The 15,990-nt window shown below is 70.6% G+C and carries 12 protein-coding genes; 7 read left to right on the top strand and 5 right to left on the bottom strand.

The annotated features are described in order from the left end of the window. Positions 1-60 precede the first annotated feature (60 nt). Complete coding sequence (locus ACFYU0_RS06815) at positions 61-606, top strand: hypothetical protein (protein ID WP_389298330.1); 546 nt, start codon at positions 61-63, stop codon at positions 604-606. A gap of 234 nt (positions 607-840) precedes the next feature. Here the strand turns inward: ACFYU0_RS06815 and ACFYU0_RS06810 are convergent, their stop codons facing one another. The 3 genes from ACFYU0_RS06810 to ACFYU0_RS06800 form a co-directional block, all read right to left on the bottom strand. Beyond that, positions 841-1,830, bottom strand: coding sequence for a cytochrome d ubiquinol oxidase subunit II (locus ACFYU0_RS06810; RefSeq protein WP_389298328.1), 990 nt, complete (start codon positions 1,828-1,830; stop codon positions 841-843). Beyond that, the gene (locus ACFYU0_RS06805) at positions 1,827-3,242 is read right to left on the bottom strand and encodes a cytochrome ubiquinol oxidase subunit I (protein WP_389298327.1); all 1,416 of its coding nucleotides are present in this window, start codon (positions 3,240-3,242) and stop codon (positions 1,827-1,829) included. Before ACFYU0_RS06805 ends, ACFYU0_RS06810 begins: the two co-directional genes overlap by 4 nt. A gap of 804 nt (positions 3,243-4,046) precedes the next feature. After that, positions 4,047-4,367, bottom strand: a complete 321-nt coding sequence (locus ACFYU0_RS06800) for a DUF2795 domain-containing protein (protein WP_389298325.1) — start codon at positions 4,365-4,367, stop codon at positions 4,047-4,049. A 336-nt stretch (positions 4,368-4,703) separates the two neighbouring features. On the opposite strand from ACFYU0_RS06800, the gene ACFYU0_RS06795 reads away from it, so the two are divergent. The 4 genes from ACFYU0_RS06795 to ACFYU0_RS06780 all read left to right on the top strand — a co-directional run bounded on the left by ACFYU0_RS06795 (position 4,704) and on the right by ACFYU0_RS06780 (position 10,622). Further along, on the top strand, positions 4,704-5,798 hold the full coding sequence (locus tag ACFYU0_RS06795; protein ID WP_389298323.1) for a hypothetical protein: 1,095 nt from the start codon (positions 4,704-4,706) through the stop codon (positions 5,796-5,798). Positions 5,799-6,109: 311 nt separating this feature from the next. Continuing rightward, positions 6,110-7,285: a glutathione-independent formaldehyde dehydrogenase gene (locus ACFYU0_RS06790; protein ID WP_389297924.1), complete on the top strand. Its 1,176-nt coding sequence runs from the start codon at positions 6,110-6,112 to the stop codon at positions 7,283-7,285. A gap of 312 nt (positions 7,286-7,597) precedes the next feature. Beyond that, positions 7,598-9,775, top strand: a complete 2,178-nt coding sequence (locus ACFYU0_RS06785) for an FUSC family protein (protein WP_389298321.1) — start codon at positions 7,598-7,600, stop codon at positions 9,773-9,775. A gap of 313 nt (positions 9,776-10,088) precedes the next feature. Further along, complete coding sequence (locus ACFYU0_RS06780) at positions 10,089-10,622, top strand: GNAT family N-acetyltransferase (RefSeq protein ID WP_351669383.1); 534 nt, start codon at positions 10,089-10,091, stop codon at positions 10,620-10,622. A 361-nt stretch (positions 10,623-10,983) separates the two neighbouring features. Here ACFYU0_RS06780 and ACFYU0_RS06775 read toward each other — a convergent pair whose 3' ends face one another. Continuing rightward, positions 10,984-11,580 carry an NADPH-dependent F420 reductase gene (locus tag ACFYU0_RS06775; protein WP_389298317.1) on the bottom strand — a complete coding sequence of 199 codons (597 nt, stop codon included), beginning with the start codon at positions 11,578-11,580 and terminating at the stop codon, positions 10,984-10,986. Between the two features lie 38 nt (positions 11,581-11,618). Beyond that, positions 11,619-12,437: an inositol monophosphatase family protein gene (locus tag ACFYU0_RS06770; RefSeq protein ID WP_389298315.1), complete on the bottom strand. Its 819-nt coding sequence runs from the start codon at positions 12,435-12,437 to the stop codon at positions 11,619-11,621. A gap of 137 nt (positions 12,438-12,574) precedes the next feature. On the opposite strand from ACFYU0_RS06770, the gene ACFYU0_RS06765 reads away from it, so the two are divergent. Together ACFYU0_RS06765 and tap are read left to right on the top strand one after the other, a co-directional pair. Further along, positions 12,575-13,480, top strand: coding sequence for a LysR family transcriptional regulator (locus ACFYU0_RS06765; RefSeq protein ID WP_389298314.1), 906 nt, complete (start codon positions 12,575-12,577; stop codon positions 13,478-13,480). Positions 13,481-13,782: 302 nt separating this feature from the next. Next, a complete protein-coding gene (gene tap, locus ACFYU0_RS06760) occupies positions 13,783-15,984 on the top strand; it encodes a telomere-associated protein Tap (protein WP_389298313.1) in 2,202 nt (733 codons plus the stop codon). The last annotated feature ends 6 nt before the right edge of the window (positions 15,985-15,990 follow it).

Here is a 15,990-nt window from a genome sequence, read left to right as displayed (position 1 = left end):
AACTCCGGCCGAGGGACGCCGGACCGATGTCGACGCACACTTCGAAGACGGAGGCCGCAGATGAACGCCCTTCCGCATTCCACCGCGACCCAGAGCCGCCGAACGGGACCAGGTGTCGACATGAGGCTGCTCGGCATCTATCTCAACGACCACCTCGCCGGCGCCACGGCCGGGACCGAACGCGCCACCCGCCTGGCACGCGCCGCCCGTGGGTCCGCGCTCGGCCGCGCGATCGAGCCCGTAGCAGCCGAGATCGCCCAGGACCGGGCAGCACTGCTGGACATCATGGGGGATCTCAGCGTTTCCGTCCGCCGCTACAAGGTGTGCGCGGGCTGGGCGGGCGAGAAGCTGGGACGGCTGAAGCCCAACGGCCACCTGCTACGCCCGTCCCCGCTCGGCACCATGCTGGATCTGGAGGCCCTACGGCTGGGGGTCGAGGGAAAGGCGGCCGGGTGGCAGGTCCTCCGCCGCCTCAGCGCCGCCGACGAGCGCCTGGACCCTGCCCGGCTCGACACGCTGCTCGAACGAGCCCGGCGACAGCAGGAAAAAATCGAGGAGTGGCGCGTCCGCCAAGCCGAGAAGGCACTGGCCACCACAGTCGGCTGAGCCGCTGCGCCGGCGATGCCATGGCGTGTCCGGCGGGATCGTCGGGGAAGGGCGCATCCAGCGGCTCCATGATGCACCGGGTCGGCATCGGCGGTGACGATGTGCGCCGTCTCGGGGGACGGTGGTGACCGTGCAGGTCGAGACGGATCCTGTCGCACCACCTCACCGCCTCCGCGACGGAGGGTGACCCCGGGACGACGCCGCGCGCGGCGTTCCGGTGGCGGCAGTTCCTCGTCAGCCGAGCTTGCGTCGCAGTTGCAGGCTGTACAGCAGAAGGAGCGAGGGGACGATCAGGATGACCGCGACAAAGGACACCGCGATCAGCACCCACAAGGTGGCCGTCGGAGCTGCCGCCTGGTGGATGGTCAGGTGGGTGCCCAGGAGGTACGGGTACTGAGCCACTCCCCATCCCCCGACGACGGTGGTGATCGCGATGGCCGCCAGGGTGCGCACGACAGGAGGGCTGCCCCTGCGCAGCAGGAGCAGCGCGGCCAGGCCGCACAGACCTGAGACGACCAGGAGCGGTGCACCCACCGTGCTCAGCTGGTGGAACAGGCGCGGGGAGTCGGCACGCAGTACGAACACGCCCACGAGCGCCACCAGTCCCGCAATGATGCCCGCCCCGAAGGCCCGGTGGCTGAACGCCCCCTCCAGGAGGGTGTCCGCTCGGCGCTGGGCCTGTCCGGTGAGGAACACGGCGGCGAGGTAGGCGCAGACGGTGACCGCGAGAGCGCCGCCGAGAACGGATGTCGGATTGAGCCAGCTGGACAGCGGGTCGCCGTGCCCGGCCGAGGGGACGCGACCGGAGGCGATCCCGCCCGCGACGGTGCCGAAGAAGAACGGGGTCAGCACCGACGAACAGGCGAAGGCGACGCCGCTGATCCATTCTCCCCGCCCTCGGGCCAGCGCGTGCCGGAAGGCGAAGCCCGAGCCCCTGGCCACGATCCCCAGCGCCGCCAGGCCCAGGGGGATGTACAGAGTGGTGGTCATGGCGGTGAACGCCTGGGGGAAGGCTGTCCAGATCGTGACGAAGCAGAAGATCAGCCATGTGTGGTTGGCCTCCCACACCGAGCTGATGGAGACGTTGATCAGCTCCCGTGCGGGACGTCCACGCGCGGCGCCGCCGGCTGTCAGATCCCAGAAGCCGGCCCCGTAGTCGGCGCCGCCGAAGAGGGCGTAGGCGATCACCCCGATGAACAGGACCACGGCGATGACATCGCTCATGCGTCATCTCCTCGGAGGGGGCGTCCGTTCGTGGCCGGCGCCGGCCGGGGGCCGTACGGGACCACGGCGGCCTCCGCGCCCTCCTCCGACCAGCGGCGGCGCAAGGTGCGCAGGACGTACAGGGCGCCGACGGCGACGCACGCGTAGATCACGAGGACCGTGGCGAACAGGGGCCACAGGTTCCCCTGCGTGGCGACGGCGTTCTTCGTCAGCAGCAGTCCCACGACAGTCCAGGGCTGGCGGCCGACCTCGGTCACCACCCAGCCGCTCTCCAGGGAGACGAGCGCGACCAGTCCGGAGACCGCGGAGCTTCGCAGGAACCAGCGGTTGGTCGACACCTCGCGCCGTCGCCACCACAGCCAGGCGAACCAGAGTGCCAGCAGGAGCAGCAGCGATGCGGTTGCCACCATGACGTCGAAGGCGAGATGCACGATGCTGACGACCGAGTCCGTGGGGCGTACCGCTGCGGGAATCGCATCGAAGCCCTTGATCGTGGTGGACGGGGTGAAACCAGCGAGGATCGAGGCCACGTCGGGAAGCTGGATGCCGTAGCGCACCTTGCCGTCGACGAAGATGCCGCCGACGGTCTCCGGGACGTGATCACCGGTGGTCGGTACGAGTTCGATGGCGGAGAACTTCGCCGGCTCCCTTTCGTAGACCTGGCGGGCGATCGTGTCCCCGACGAGGAACTGCAGCGGCATGGCGATCGCGGCGACCGTGAACGGCACGGCGAACCCCAGCCGCTGGTAGTGGTCCCGGCGCCCCTTGAGCATGCCCCACGCGTACACGCCCGCGACCATGAACCCCGCGACGATGTACGCCGCGAGGAGCATGTGCACCATCTCCCACCAGAACGCGCCGTTGAAGAAGACCTGGGACGGGATCACGCCCACCACACGCCCGTTCCGCACCGCGATTCCCGCGGGCTGGTTCATCCAACTGTTGGCCGCAATGACGGAGGCCGTTCCGCCGACGCCCGCCAGAGTGACCACGACGCCGGTAAAGAAGTGCGGCCACGGGGGCAGCCTCTTCCAACCGTAGATGTAGATGGCCACGAAGATTGCTTCGAGGAAGAAGAAGAGACCTTCGACAGCGAACGGGAACCCGAAAGCCGGCCCGTACTTGCCCATGAGCCCAGGCCAGAGCAGCCCCAGCTCGAACGTCAGCACGGTGCCGGACACGGCCCCCACCGCGAACAGCACGGCGGCCACCTTGGACCATCGCTGCGCCAGGACCAACGCCTGCTGATCGCCGCGGCGCAGCGCCCGGTAGTGGCAGACCAACATCATGAAGGTGAATGCGAGGCCGAAGGGCACCAGGATGATGTGGAAGCCCAGTGTGAACGCCATCTGCTCACGCGCGGGGAGGAGTTGTGGCGGGTCGGCGGCTGTTAGCAGGGCAGGCAGCACCATGGATTCTCTTTCTGGCTCCGACGGGTGCGGAGCACGAAGGTCGACCCGGCGCGGCGGACGGGAGTGCGCAGGCGAGCGCGCAGACGGGCCCCCGGACGCGGAGGCCCGGCGGGACGCGGCGCCGCCGGATCGTGGTTGCTGCGGTGCGCCTAGAAGGTGCACACGGTGCCGAAGATGCTGCCACGGGCGGCCTCCCACTCGGCCGCGGTATGACGAGCGGGGGGATGATGACGGGAATTCCGAGGATGCCTTGCCTTCCGCGCTCGACGGTAAACGCCCATTCCGCGGCGCGCCCGCCCCAGCGGGTGGCGGTTTCGCCGGTTCCTTCTCCCGGGCCATCTCGTTGACGCCAGTCAGCGGACAGGACGATCACTTCCCGGCTTGCCCTGAGTGCGGCGTGTCACCGTGTCACCGCGCGAGCCTCCGCGTCGGCACGGCATGGTGGGTGGGCCGCTGTCATGAAGTGCGGCTTGAAGCCACGGCGGCTGATGTGGTCTCAGGTCCGAGAGTTCTCAGTACTCCAGCAGCGCTTTTGTGACCATCTCAGTGGGCGTGCGCTGATGAAGGACCGGTGAACAGCGAGGGGGTGTGTGGCCGGCTGCCAGGCGCCTCGGAACAGGGGCGCGAGGCAGGCACCGTTTTCCATCCGTCAACACCTTCCGCCACCCCTGCGGTCAAACCGTCGCGGGGCTGCACAGCTACGGCGAGCGGGCGCCGGAGGAGCTCGCTCCGGCCGGGCCGCCCGGCGCCGGCGGCGACGCCGACCGGGCGGCGACGCGGCACGCCCGCTGAGGGGCGCGACCGTCAGCTGTCCAGCTCCTCCTCGATCGGTGGTTTCGGCACCTCGCGCAGATGCTGGGACTGTCCCGGCCTGCCGCCCTCCCGGGCCTGCTCGGCTCGCTGTGCCGGGCTCAGCCCGAGGTCGGAGTCGGGGTCCACGCGGACCGACCGAGCCACCTCCTCGCGGTTGGCGTACTGCTCGGCCGGGATGCCACGCAGCGCCTTGACGACATCCGGCGCGGCGCCCGACCGGCTCGCCGCTTCAATCAGCTCGTCCTTGCCCGCGGGGAAGTCGACATCCTTGATGGCCTCCACGACGTCCCGGGCGCTCGTACTGTGAGTCATGGCCCCTTCTCCCCCATCGGCCGGAAATCCTGAGGCACCCGGGTAACCGGCAGGAGCCACTCACTCACCTCCTTCACCCGCCCCATTTCCCCCGGTCGGCCGGTCTTGGCCGGGAGAGATCCCGCCCGGCAGGAGGTGATCGTCCTGCCCGAACCCGGGTGGCGCCCGGGTTGGCGCGGAACTGGTGTTCGCGGTGGCGCACCCCTTCACCTGCTGGCAGGGGCCAGCGTGTCTCGCAGCGTCGGCGTCACATCGGGGGCATCCTGTGGGCACTCGCGATCGCGGGGTAGCCGACGAGAGGGAGTCATACGGGTGTCGTCTCAGGACGTTACGGTCGTGGCTCTTCTGGCGGATCCGGACGCGCCCACGGAGATCGCGCAGCGCATGGCCCGGAAACTTCCTGATCGGCTCACCGACAGGTCGGACCAGGGACGACGGTTCGACGTCGAGGTGGTCACTGAGCCCTTCACCGCAGGAACCGAGGACCTGTCCACATTGACGCGCCGGATCATGGACCGCGGAAGTGAGGGGAACTGGGACGTCGTCGTGGCCCTCACCGACCTGCCGCTGCACTCGCACGGGCGCAAGCTCGTGGTGGATCTGAGTCACGAACACGGCATTGCACTGCTGTCCCTTCCCACGCTGGGGGGCTTCCGGCTACAGACCAGGGCCCAGCAGGCCGTGGAAGAAGCCGTGCTCAGCTTGGCGGGCCCGAAGACCACTGGGTCTGAGGGGCCGCCTGCGGGAAGTCAGCCGCTGCAGGGGCCGTTCATCCGTCGTCTCGCGCCCATCCATCCGGGCCAGGTCGGTGAGGACGAGATCGCCGATATGCGATACGTCGTCAGTGGGCCGCGCGGTTACCTGAGGGTGCTCCTCGGTATGGTCCGCGCCAACCGGCCGTGGCGGTTGGTGCCGGGTCTGTCCAAGGCGTTGGCGGCCGCGCTCGCCACGGGAGCGGTCGCCACCGTGAACTCCACCATCTGGAACCTGGCCACCTCCCTGAGCACCCCACGCCTGGTGATCGCCACGGTCGGCTCGGTCGTGCTCATGATCGGCTGGCTGATCGTGGACGCGAACCTATGGCATCGAGCGGATGAGGTTTCGCCGGAGGCGAGGAAGAGGGCGACTCTCTACAACGCCTCGACGGTCGTGACCCTGGGTATCGGGGTGATCGTCTGCTACGTGGGTTTGGTGGTCATCAACCTGCTGTGGGCGCTCTTCATCCTCAACGACCGGCTGTTCGCTTCCACGACACGAGCCCCGCTGCACGCCACGGAGTACTGGACGCTGTCTTGGTTCGTCGCCTCCGTCGCCACGGTGGGCGGCGCGCTGGGATCGGGCCTGGAGAGCGACGAGGCGATCCGGGCGGCCGCCTATTCCAAGCGCGAACAGGAGCGTCGCACCATGCTGCAGGACGACCGCGGCGACTAGCTGATGACCTCGGTGGGGGATGTGCCGTCGTTCGGGCGTCGTCCGGGTCCGGAGGCTCCGCGCTGATCGATCGCTGAGGGTCGTTTCGGGTGGCATGCCGACGGGGACCCGCACCGCACGCCGCCGGAGTGCCGAAGTTCCGCCGAGCAGGTCGGCGGCGGAAGCACCGTTGCACCTGATCCGGGTGAACGGCCCGCAGCAGTGCGCCGGAGCCACGGACCCCGCCATCGCAACCTTCCGAGAGACAGGCTCGTTGCGCCGTCTCATCAGCGCCGTGCCGCGCTCACGCCGTGGCACCGAGAGAAGACATCATGAAAGCAGCGGTATACGAAGGACCGCGAACGGTCACCGTGAAGGACGTACCGGACGCGAAGATCGAACACCCCTGCGACATCATCGTGAGGATCACCACCACCAACATCTGCGGCTCGGACCTGCACATGTACGAGGGCCGCACCTCGTTCGAGTCCGGCCGCACCCTGGGACACGAGAACCTGGGCCAGGTGGTGGAGGTCGGCTCGGCCGTCCGCAAGGTCCAGGTCGGCGAGTACGTGGTGCTGCCCTTCAACATCGCCTGTGGTTTCTGCAAGCAGTGCGAGCAGGGTCTGACCAACTACTGCCTGACCATGCAGCCGGAGCCGGCCCTCGCGGGAGCCGCCTACGGATTCGCCGACATGGGCCCCTACCAGGGCGGCCAGGCGGAGCTGCTGCGCGTGCCCTACGGCGACTTCAACGCGCTGCGTCTGGGCGAGGACGCCGCCGAGCGGCAGACCGACTACGTGATGCTCGCCGACATCTTCCCGACCGGCTATCACGCCACCGAGATGGCGCACGTCAAGCCGGGTGACCAGACGATCGTCTTCGGGGCCGGTCCCGTCGGGCTGATGGCGACCTACTCGGCCCTCCTCAAGGGCGCCGGGCGCGTCTGGACGGCCGACCACCAGCCCGACCGGCTGCGCAAGGCGGAGGAGATCGGCGCCATCCCGATCAACACCGCCGAGCAGAACCCGGCGGAGGTCGTCAAGGAGGCCACCCTCGGTCTGGGCGCCGACAACGGCTGCGAATGCGTCGGCTACCAGGCGCACGATCCCCAGGGACACGAGGACGCCAGCCTGACGCTCAACGGTCTGATCGACTCGGTCCGGTTCACGGGCGATATCGGTGTGGTGGGCGTGTTCCTGCCCCAGGACCCCGGCGGCGCGGAGGCCCAGGGCGAGCTGGAGGCTCAGGGCAAGGTCCCGATCGACTTCGGCATGATGTGGTTCAAGGGCCAGCGCATGGGGACCGGGCAGGCGCCGGTGAAGAGGTACAACCGGGCGCTGCGGGATCTGATCGCCGGCGGAAAGGCGAAGCCGAGCTTCGTCGTCTCCCACGAACTCAGCCTGGACCAGGCCCCCACCGCCTACGAGCACTTCGACGCCCGTGACGACGGCTGGACCAAGGTCGTCCTGCATCCCGACGGACACGGCAACGGCCACAAGCGGTAAGAAACCCGGGGCCGCCGTGCCCCTTGTTTCCCCTGGTCCGGTCTGGGGGACGGGTGGCAATCCACCCGTCCCCTGACGGAGCTGGAGCAGTCGCCGCACTCCAGCCGGACCTGAACCAACAACGAGGGCCCGCGCTCAGGCCTGGACGACAGACGGTGGACGTTCAGCAGCGTCCGCAATGGCAGCCCCCTTCCAACGGCTGCGGCCGCCGGCCAGCGAGCGGGCCGTGTGGGAGCCTGCCTTGCCCGACGGTAGCCGCACCTCAACCAGGCCGACGCAACCCGGCAGAGCGGTCCGGCCAGGCGGACACCCGTGACGTGGCTGCGGACCTTCGGGGAGGTCGTACGATCCGCGCTCACCATCGAGGAGACGCGGCTGGAGCCCCTGCTCGCGCTGCGCACGGCCGCTGGGGTGGCGATCGTCATCGGACCGACGCTGTGGCTCATCTCCCCCGCGTATGCCGCGTCCGCCGCCCTCGGCGCCTACTCCGCGGGTGGAGCCACCTTCCAGCGCAGCTGGCGTCCGCGCAAGGTGGTCGCGCTCGGCGCGGGCGCGGGTCTGGCGCTCAGCACCTTCGTGGGCTACCTGGCGGCGGGGCGACTCGTGACGTTCCTGCCGCTGCTGGCCGTTTGGGCCTTCGCCGCGGGAATGGCGTGGGCCGTCGGATCGACCGCCGGGATCGTCGCGGCGACGACCGTGGGCAGCATGCTGGTGACCATCACCTTGCCCACGAGCGTCGGGCGAGCACTGGAGCACGCCGGGGTCATCGCACTCGGGGGCGTGACGCAGGCCGTGCTGATCTTGCTGTTCCCGATCCGGCGTTGGGGGGCGCATCGTGACGCGCTCGCCGACGCCCTGGCCGCCGTTGCGGACTACGCCCGCCGGTTGCGGCACGACCCGACCGCCCCGTTCGACCCGGAGCCGTTGATGACGGCCCGGGACGCGGCTGCGGTGACGCCGTCCCAGGCCCGCACCCGTCCCCCCGTCCTGCACGGCCCTCGGGGACTCGCCGAGCGCATTCGGCCGGTGGTCGCGGCGCTCGCCGACCCGGACGTGGGCGCCCCGGCGGAGGGACCCGGGCGGGACCGCGCGCGAGAGTTGCTCGACGCGGCCGCCGACGTCCTGGATGCGGCCGCTCGTTCGATCCGACGCGGCACGCCCGCCGAGGTACGGCCCGAGAGCATGGACGTCCTGCGCGTCGACCAGGAACACGAGGTGCTGGAGGGCCCCGCGCGGCAAGCCGCCGAGCGGCTCGTGGAACTGCTCGGCGAGGCGTTGGAGATCGCCGGGAGCGGCTGCGCGCACGGGAGGACGGCCACGCCGCCCGGCCCCGCCGACGCCCAGTTCCTGGTGCGCCCGACGCTGCTCCGGCTGGTCCCGGTCGTCGTCCGGGCGGTCCGCCGTGAGCTCCGCCGGGACTCGCCCGTGTTCCGGCACGCTGTCCGCCTGGCGGCGGTGGCCACGCTCGGCTATCTGATCGCCGCCCGGCTACCCCTGGGCCACGGCTACTGGGCGCCCATCGCCTCGGTGATGGTGATGCGGCCGGACTTTCACCGGACGTACGCGCGTGCAGTGGCGCGTTTCGCCGGGACCCTGGCGGGGGTCGCACTCGCCACCGGCACGGTGCGGGCCCTGGGCACGGATGCCCACGTGTCCGGCGCGCTGGCGGTGGTCTCGGCGGGCCTGTCGTACACGCTCAACCGTACCGGCTACGCCTACTCCCAGTGCTTCACCGCCGCGTACGTCGTCTTCCTGCTCGGCATGGGCGGCCAGGCATGGGAGCAGACGGTCCCGGAGCGGGTGGTACTCACCCTGCTCGGCGGGGCCCTGGCAATGCTGGCGTACGTGGTGTTCCCCGCATGGGAGACACCCCGACTGCCGAGTCGGCTTGCGGACTGGCTCGCCGCCAACGGCCGCTACGCGGCCGCAGTGCTCCGCAACTACGCCAAACCGACTCGGGAGCATCACGCCGGCATGCGCAGGGCACTGCTGGAGAGCAGGGAGGCACGTGCCGCCTGGCAGGAGGCATACGACCGGGCAAGGCAGGAACCGGTCCGCCCCAGGGGTCTGACGTCGCGCGAGGCGCAGGAGGCGCAGGAGGCGCTCAAGGGGTTCGGCCGGGCAGCGATGCTCATGGAGAGCCACGTCCCGCGGGCCGACAGCCGTTTCGTCCCCGGAGCGGAACGATTCGCCGAGGCCCTGGAGACGGACACCGCGAAGGCAGCAGTCGCCGTGCGCGAGCACAGGAATCCGGACTGGGGACGCGTTGAGGAGGCGCTCCGCGCGTGGGAGGACGCCGCGGCCGGCAACGGGAGCCCGGTCCTGCGGCGCGAAGCGGAACTGCAGAAACGGGCCCTGGACAACCTCTCGACAGCCGTGAGCCGCACCCCCCTGGAACGGGACGTCGGCTCTGCTCGCGAGGAGCAGCGGGTGCGGGCCGCAGTGGCGACGCAAGGTGACAGATCAGGACCATCGCACCGGCGTGGGTGACGAAGTCGGCCACGGGGAGCGCCTCGCCTCCTGAGTTCAGAGAGCCGGTGTGGCCGAGCTGCGCGGTCGGTGTGACCGGCCGGCGGGGCGTGGCCGGGGGCGGCGGTGCGGTGGCCGGCGGGCGGGCGGGGGTCTTGGTGCCGGCGAGGGTGACGGCGGTCTGGGCTGCGGGTGTGGCGGTGCGTCCTTGCCGGTGGTCAGCTTGGCATCTCCTTGCCCCGGGTGTGCTTGCTGAACGTGTCGAGGGTGTAAGCGGCAGCGCGGGTGAGCGCCGGATTACCGGTGGGGCGCTTGCCTTGGGCAGGATGGGCGCATGACCGAGATCCGCACACCCCGTCTCCTCCTCCGTAGCTGGCACGACGACGACCTCGCGCCGATGGCGGACATCAACGCGGACCTCCGGGTCATGCGCTGGATCGACGACGGCTCGGTGCGCGACCTGGACCACACGGCCGAGGACATTGAGCGATGGGAGGAGGAGTGGGACGAGGAGGGTTTCGGACTCTTCGCCGTCGAGCTGCTGGCCTCGGGCGAGCTGATCGGCTTCACGGGACTGTCCGTGCCCGAGTTCCTGCCGGAGGTGATGCCCGCTGTGGCGATCAGCTGGCGGATCGGGTCACAGTTCTGGGGCCAGGGGTACGCCTCCGAAGCCGCCCACGCCACGCTGGAGTTCGCTCTCCAGGACCGCGGCCTGGACCGCGTCATCAGCATCAACCGGGTGGGTGACAACGCCTCCGAGAACGTCATCCGCAAGCTCGGCATGGTCCCCGAGCGGGAGACGGCACACCCGGTGTACGGCTACCCGCTGCGCGTTCACGCCATCGATCTCACCGAGTTCCAGGCGTGAAACCCGGCCGGGCCGTCGATCAAGACAGCCGACCACTGTCCCTGCGTCCGTGAGCGCGTTGATCGCGACGGTACGGAGACCGAGGGCACTGGTGTTTTCCTGACATTGTGCCCACGGAGCGGGATGCATGCGGGCTTGGCCGGGGCATCGCCCGAGGCCGCCGGCTGTCGCGGCGACCGCAGGACCGCGTGCCCCGGTGAACGCCGGGCGGCGCGGCGCCGGGTGCCGGGGAGTCCCTCGCTCCCGCAGGAACTCGGCACGGTGGCACGGGGTTGGGACGGAAGGCTGTCGCCCGGAATTCGTCGCGGCGACAACTCACATGACCGGCCCGGCGGTTGGAGGGCGGTGCCCTGCGTGCGGATCAGCGGGCGATCGAGATCGCGAAAGGCGCGAATCCGCCGGCTCGGATCACGTGCGGTACGAACAGGATCGCGGCCTCCGTGGCGCGGGCGGTCCGGATGCCGCCGAGATCGGTGATCCACTCCGTGCGCCAGCCGAGGCTCACGAGGAGTTCGCGGACGGCCTGCTTGGCCCGGGGGTCCTCGCCGGAAAGGAAGGCGTCGGGCGACCGGGTCAGTGTGGCCGGTGCGGTCATCACCGGAAAGAGCATGGTGTTGAGTGTCTTGACGACGCGTGTTCCGGGGAGCGCTTCCTGAAGTTGCTCGGCGAGACTCGAGCCGGGGTAGAGCAGGTCTGCGGGCAGTCCGTCCGGTCCGTCGAGGGTGGCGTTGGAGACGTCGACGAGGATCTTGCCGCGCAGTTCCTCGCGCAGGGCGGTGAGCCGGTCCAGCGAGCCGGCGCCGGGGGTTGCGTTGATGACGATCTGGGCCGTGCGGGTGGCGTCGGCGGCGGCGCCCTGCGTACGGTCCGCCACTGCAACCTCGTGCCCTGCCCGGGTGAGGGCTGCGGCGAGGTTGCCGCCGACGCGGCCCTTTCCGAGAACTGCGATCGTGCGCATGGCGGTCTGGTCCCTTCGAACGTGCGGTCATGGTGCGGTCAGCGGGAGAGGGTGGCGACGGCCCCGGCATGGACGCCGGGCGCGGCCGCCAGGAAGCTGTCGCTGCGCGGGGTCCAGGGGCGGCCCTCGGCGTCGGAGATCTGTCCGCCGGCCTCGGTGACGAGCAGCGCCCCGGGCAGCAGGTCCGCGCGGGCACCGGCGAACTGCCAGAAGGCGTCGATCCGGCCGGCGGCCACGTTCAGCAGGTGCAGGGTAGCGGGCACGGAGGTGCGGACGACGAGTGCGTCGAAGAGCATCGCGGTGATCGAGGAGCCGACACGCCGTACGACGTCGTCGTCCTCGTCGGGCCGGGCCTGGCTGGTGGCCACGATGCTCAGGGCGAGGTCCGCGGTCCGGGAGACGCGCAGCGGCCGGCCGTCCAAGTAGGCGCCCGCGCCAGTGAGCGCGGTGTAGGTCTCGCCGGTCAACGGCAGGTGGACCGCGGTGAGCACCGGCTGGTTGTCGCGCACGAGGGTGGCGGTCACCGCCCACTCCGGCAGGCCGTGCAGGTGGTTGACGTTGCCTTCGGCCGGGTCCACAACCCACCATTCGCCGGGCGGCAGCGCCCCGCCGTCCAGCTCGTCCTCCACCCACCCGGCGTCCGGGCGCAGGTGCGTGAGGCGGGGGTGCAGGATGGCGAGGGCCGTGTCGTCATTGGCGGCGAGCGCGCGCATCAACTCCTCGCGACTCTGGTGGCTGACCACCTCCCCGAAGCGCTCGCGCAGCGCCGATCCGGCCGTGCGCACGGCGATCGCCGTCTGGTCCAGCAGGTCGGCGTCGGTGGCGGTGATGTTTGCGGTCCGAAGTGTTTCGGGCATGGTGAACTCCTTTGTGAGCAGGGGGTGATGAGGTCGTTCGGGTCGTGCGGTGGGCGCTGTTCTGCGCTCTGGTCTCGACGGTATCCAGCCCCTTGATTAACCGCAAATGCATGTAAAGCACGGCTAGGATTACTCGCATGCAATTGGATTTGAACCTGCTGGCCGCGCTCGACGCGCTGCTGGAGGAAGGCAGTGTGGCCGGGGCGGCCGCACGCCTCCATGTCACCGCCCCCGCGATGAGTCGGAGCCTGGGCCGCATCCGGCGTACCACGGGAGATCAGATCCTGGTGCGCACCGGCCGCACGATGACCCCGACGCCGTACGCGATCTCCGTCCGGGAGCAGGTGCACGAGCTGCTCCACCAGGTCCAGGGAGTGTTGGCGCCGAGCCGTGAACTCGATCTGGCGACACTGGAGCGCACTTTCACTCTCCGCTGGCACGATTCCCTGGTCGCCTTGAGCGGCCCCGCACTGCTCGCGGCCGTACGTGCGGAGGCGCCGGGCGCGCGGTTGCGCTTCGTCGCGGAGTCGAGCACGGACACCCCGGAGTTGCGGCGCGGTGAGGTGGACCTGGAGGCGAACGCCAACCGGCCGAGCGCACCGGACATCCGCGCCGAGAAGGTGGGCGAGTCCCCCCTCGTGATCGTCGTGCGGCAGGGGCATCCCCTCACCTGCGGCAGGACCGTCACCGCCCGGCAGTACGCCGCCGCCGAGCACGTCACCGTTTCGCGGCGGGGAAACCTCGGCAATGCCCTGGATGACGCCCTCGAGCGGCTCGGCCTCACCCGCCGGGTGGTGGCGACCGCGCCCACGGAAGCGGCCGCGCTGGAGTTCGCGCGCGGTTCCGATCTCCTGATCAGCGTCCCCGAAGCCACCACGCGATCCACGGTCGCGGACCTCGGCCTGGCCGTGCTCCCCCTGCCGCTCGAACTACCTCTCGCACCGGTCTATCTGTCGTGGCATCAGCGCTACGACACCGACCTCGCCCACGCCTGGCTGCGCGGGCTGGCGCGGACCGCGCTGACCATGCGCGGGGCGTCATAGTCGGCGTCGGCGCCGTACGGCCGCTCGTCCATGCGGCCGCCTCGGTGGCGCGGGGCCGGCCACCGTAGCCGCTCCTCGACCCGATCAGCCTCGCGGAGCACCGGTTACGCAGAGCGCCGGTTCAGTCGTCAACGTCGCAGCTGCCGGCGGGGCTGTGTGGGCGGCGGTTGCCATCATGCTCCTACCGTCGCGGACCGTCCCCTGCTGCGGTCCGGCCCGCCGACCACGTATGCACGGTGTTCGTACGCTGAATGGACGCATGATGACTGTTCCAGGTCTAAGGTGGGGCCCGGAGGTGCTTCATGTCCGAGTTGTTCGACGCGGTGGACGCACTGGTGGCGTCTCGGTCGCCGCTGCCGCCGCCGGCAGAGCGTAGGCGGCTGCGTCAGGCTCACGCGCTCACCCTTGATGAAGTGGCCGCCGCCCTGGGCGTGCGACGCGCGACCGTCGGCGACTGGGAGGCGGGCAAGACGGAGCCTCGGCCCCCGCAGCGGGAGGCGTACGCGCGCCTGCTCGAGCAACTCACACAGCTCTATCCCGCTGGTGCACCTCAGGAAGACACCGCTGCCGCGCCAACCGCACCCCGCGCAGTGTCGAAGGCTCCGACCGCGCTGACAGGCCCAGAGCCCTTGGCCGCGGCCCCGACCGCGTCCGATGCAGCCCGGGCAGCCACCTCCCGTCCGGCGCCTGCCGCCCGGCCGTCGACGACGTCGCGCCGCCCGGGCGCGAAGAAGGCGGCCCCGGTGAACTCGCCGGCGGCCGGCAGCGCGTATGCGCACGGTCCGCTGCTGGTTCTGGACGCCGACGCCGAGCGCAATGTGACCGGCTACGGTGTCGGCGGCCTTACCGTGGACGTGCCCGCCAAGTCCCTGTCCGCCCTGCTTGAGTGGACGCTGACCGAGGCGCAACTCGGGGCGGAGCGGCTGCACGGCTCGGGCAAGGACGCCGATCCGCTGCTGGTGCTCACCGCGGCGGCGTGTGAACGCTACGGTCTGCCTGCGTCGCTGTCGCACGAGGAGCGGCTCGCCGGGCGACTCCCGGAGGGGCACAAGGTCGTCAAGCAGCTTCAACGGGCGGATTGGCAGCTGACCAAGCGGGGGCTGGGGCCGTGGGCGCGGATCTACCGGCCCGTTCAAGGGGGTCGTCGACGGTGCGTGCAGCTGTGCATCCCCTCCTGGCACGCCCTGGACGACCGCGCCTGGGGGCATGCCGCGCAGTTGGAGCCCGCGGAGCTCGCCCGGGTGCTGGGCGTCTACGCGGCCAGGGTCATGACGCCGGTCGGGTCCACCGCGGTGACGGGCTTGCAGCTGATGACCGCGCTCAACCCGCCGACCCGCGCCAGCCAACCGGACGCCGACGGCAAGCGGCACCGCGAGCACCGGCCCGGCTCGCTGGGTACGGAGCCTCTGGACCCGGCACCGTGCGAGGCAACCGACGGGCACCCCGTCCTCGCGGGCCTTCCGCGGTTCCATGTGCGGGGCCCCGGCGAGCGCCTGTTCGAGGAGGCCTATGACTGGGCCAGGGACCTGACCGACGAGGAGTGCATGAAAAGCCACCTGGTCGGCATCGACGTCAATCTCGCCTTCGGCGCGGCCGCCAACGGCGCCGTCGTCGGCCTCGCGTCGCCGCCCGTGCACGTCACCAACCCGACCTTCGATGCGGCGCTGCCCGGCTCGTGGCTGGTCGACCTCTCCCACGTCGACCTGGGCCGGGTGAAGGTCGGCAAGCAGTGGCGCGACCTCGACGGTGATCTGCTGCCCAGCCCGTTCACACCGACCGGCCAGTCGCCCGAGGGCCCCGCCTGGTACGCCACCCCCACCGTGGCCTATGCCCTCGAGCTGGGCTACGACGTCGCTCCGCTCGAGGCATGGGTGCGCCGCGAGAGCGGCCGGTTCCTGGACGGCTGGTACACGCGGCTACGGGACGCCTACGTCGCGACCATGGCGGATTTGGGTGTCTCGGAGAAGCTGTCTCCCGCCGACTTCTTGGAGGCGATGGACGGCTACAAGACCCGTGATCCGGAGTTGGCGCTCGTTCTCAGCGCCGTCAAGATGACCGTCAAGGGCGGCATCGGCAAGCTGCAGGAGAAGGCACGCGGCGGCGGATGGAAGCCCGGACAGGCGTGGCCCGCCCTCGCACGGCCGACGTGGCGTCCCGACATCCGCGCCACCGTCATCTCCCGGGCCCGGATCAACATGCACCGCAAGATGCTGAATCTGGCCGCGGCCACCGGACGGTATCCGGTCGCGGTCCTCTCGGACTGCGCCGTGTACGCCGCCGACGGCCCCAGCCCGCTGGATGTCCTGCCCTACGACGCCGCCGGCAAGACTGTGCCCGGTTCCTTCCGGCTCGGCGTCTCCCCCGGCATGGTCAAGCACGAGGGCACCCAGAGCGTGCTGTGGGGAGCCAACGTGCTCGAGGAGCTGGCCGGCGACGGCCACGTCGCCAACCTCGCTCGCTACATCAAGACCGGCGAGATCACCGCCAAGGACACCGGAGAATAGGGCAGT

It is taken from the genome of Streptomyces sp. NPDC003720 (assembly GCF_042875075.1).
Lineage (GTDB): Bacteria > Actinomycetota > Actinomycetes > Streptomycetales > Streptomycetaceae > Streptomyces.
This window is presented reverse-complemented; position numbering and strand designations above follow the sequence as displayed.

Coding starts and splice junctions, on each gene's coding strand:
- ACFYU0_RS06815 (WP_389298330.1), top strand. CDS start 61: ATGAACGCCCTTCCGCATTCCACCGCGACCCAGAGCCGCCGAACGGGA.
- ACFYU0_RS06810 (WP_389298328.1), bottom strand. CDS start 1,830: ATGAGCGATGTCATCGCCGTGGTCCTGTTCATCGGGGTGATCGCCTAC.
- ACFYU0_RS06805 (WP_389298327.1), bottom strand. CDS start 3,242: ATGGTGCTGCCTGCCCTGCTAACAGCCGCCGACCCGCCACAACTCCTC.
- ACFYU0_RS06800 (WP_389298325.1), bottom strand. CDS start 4,367: ATGACTCACAGTACGAGCGCCCGGGACGTCGTGGAGGCCATCAAGGAT.
- ACFYU0_RS06790 (WP_389297924.1), top strand. CDS start 6,110: ATGAAAGCAGCGGTATACGAAGGACCGCGAACGGTCACCGTGAAGGAC.
- ACFYU0_RS06780 (WP_351669383.1), top strand. CDS start 10,089: ATGACCGAGATCCGCACACCCCGTCTCCTCCTCCGTAGCTGGCACGAC.
- ACFYU0_RS06775 (WP_389298317.1), bottom strand. CDS start 11,580: ATGCGCACGATCGCAGTTCTCGGAAAGGGCCGCGTCGGCGGCAACCTC.
- ACFYU0_RS06770 (WP_389298315.1), bottom strand. CDS start 12,437: ATGCCCGAAACACTTCGGACCGCAAACATCACCGCCACCGACGCCGAC.
- ACFYU0_RS06765 (WP_389298314.1), top strand. CDS start 12,575: ATGCAATTGGATTTGAACCTGCTGGCCGCGCTCGACGCGCTGCTGGAG.
- tap (WP_389298313.1), top strand. CDS start 13,783: ATGTCCGAGTTGTTCGACGCGGTGGACGCACTGGTGGCGTCTCGGTCG.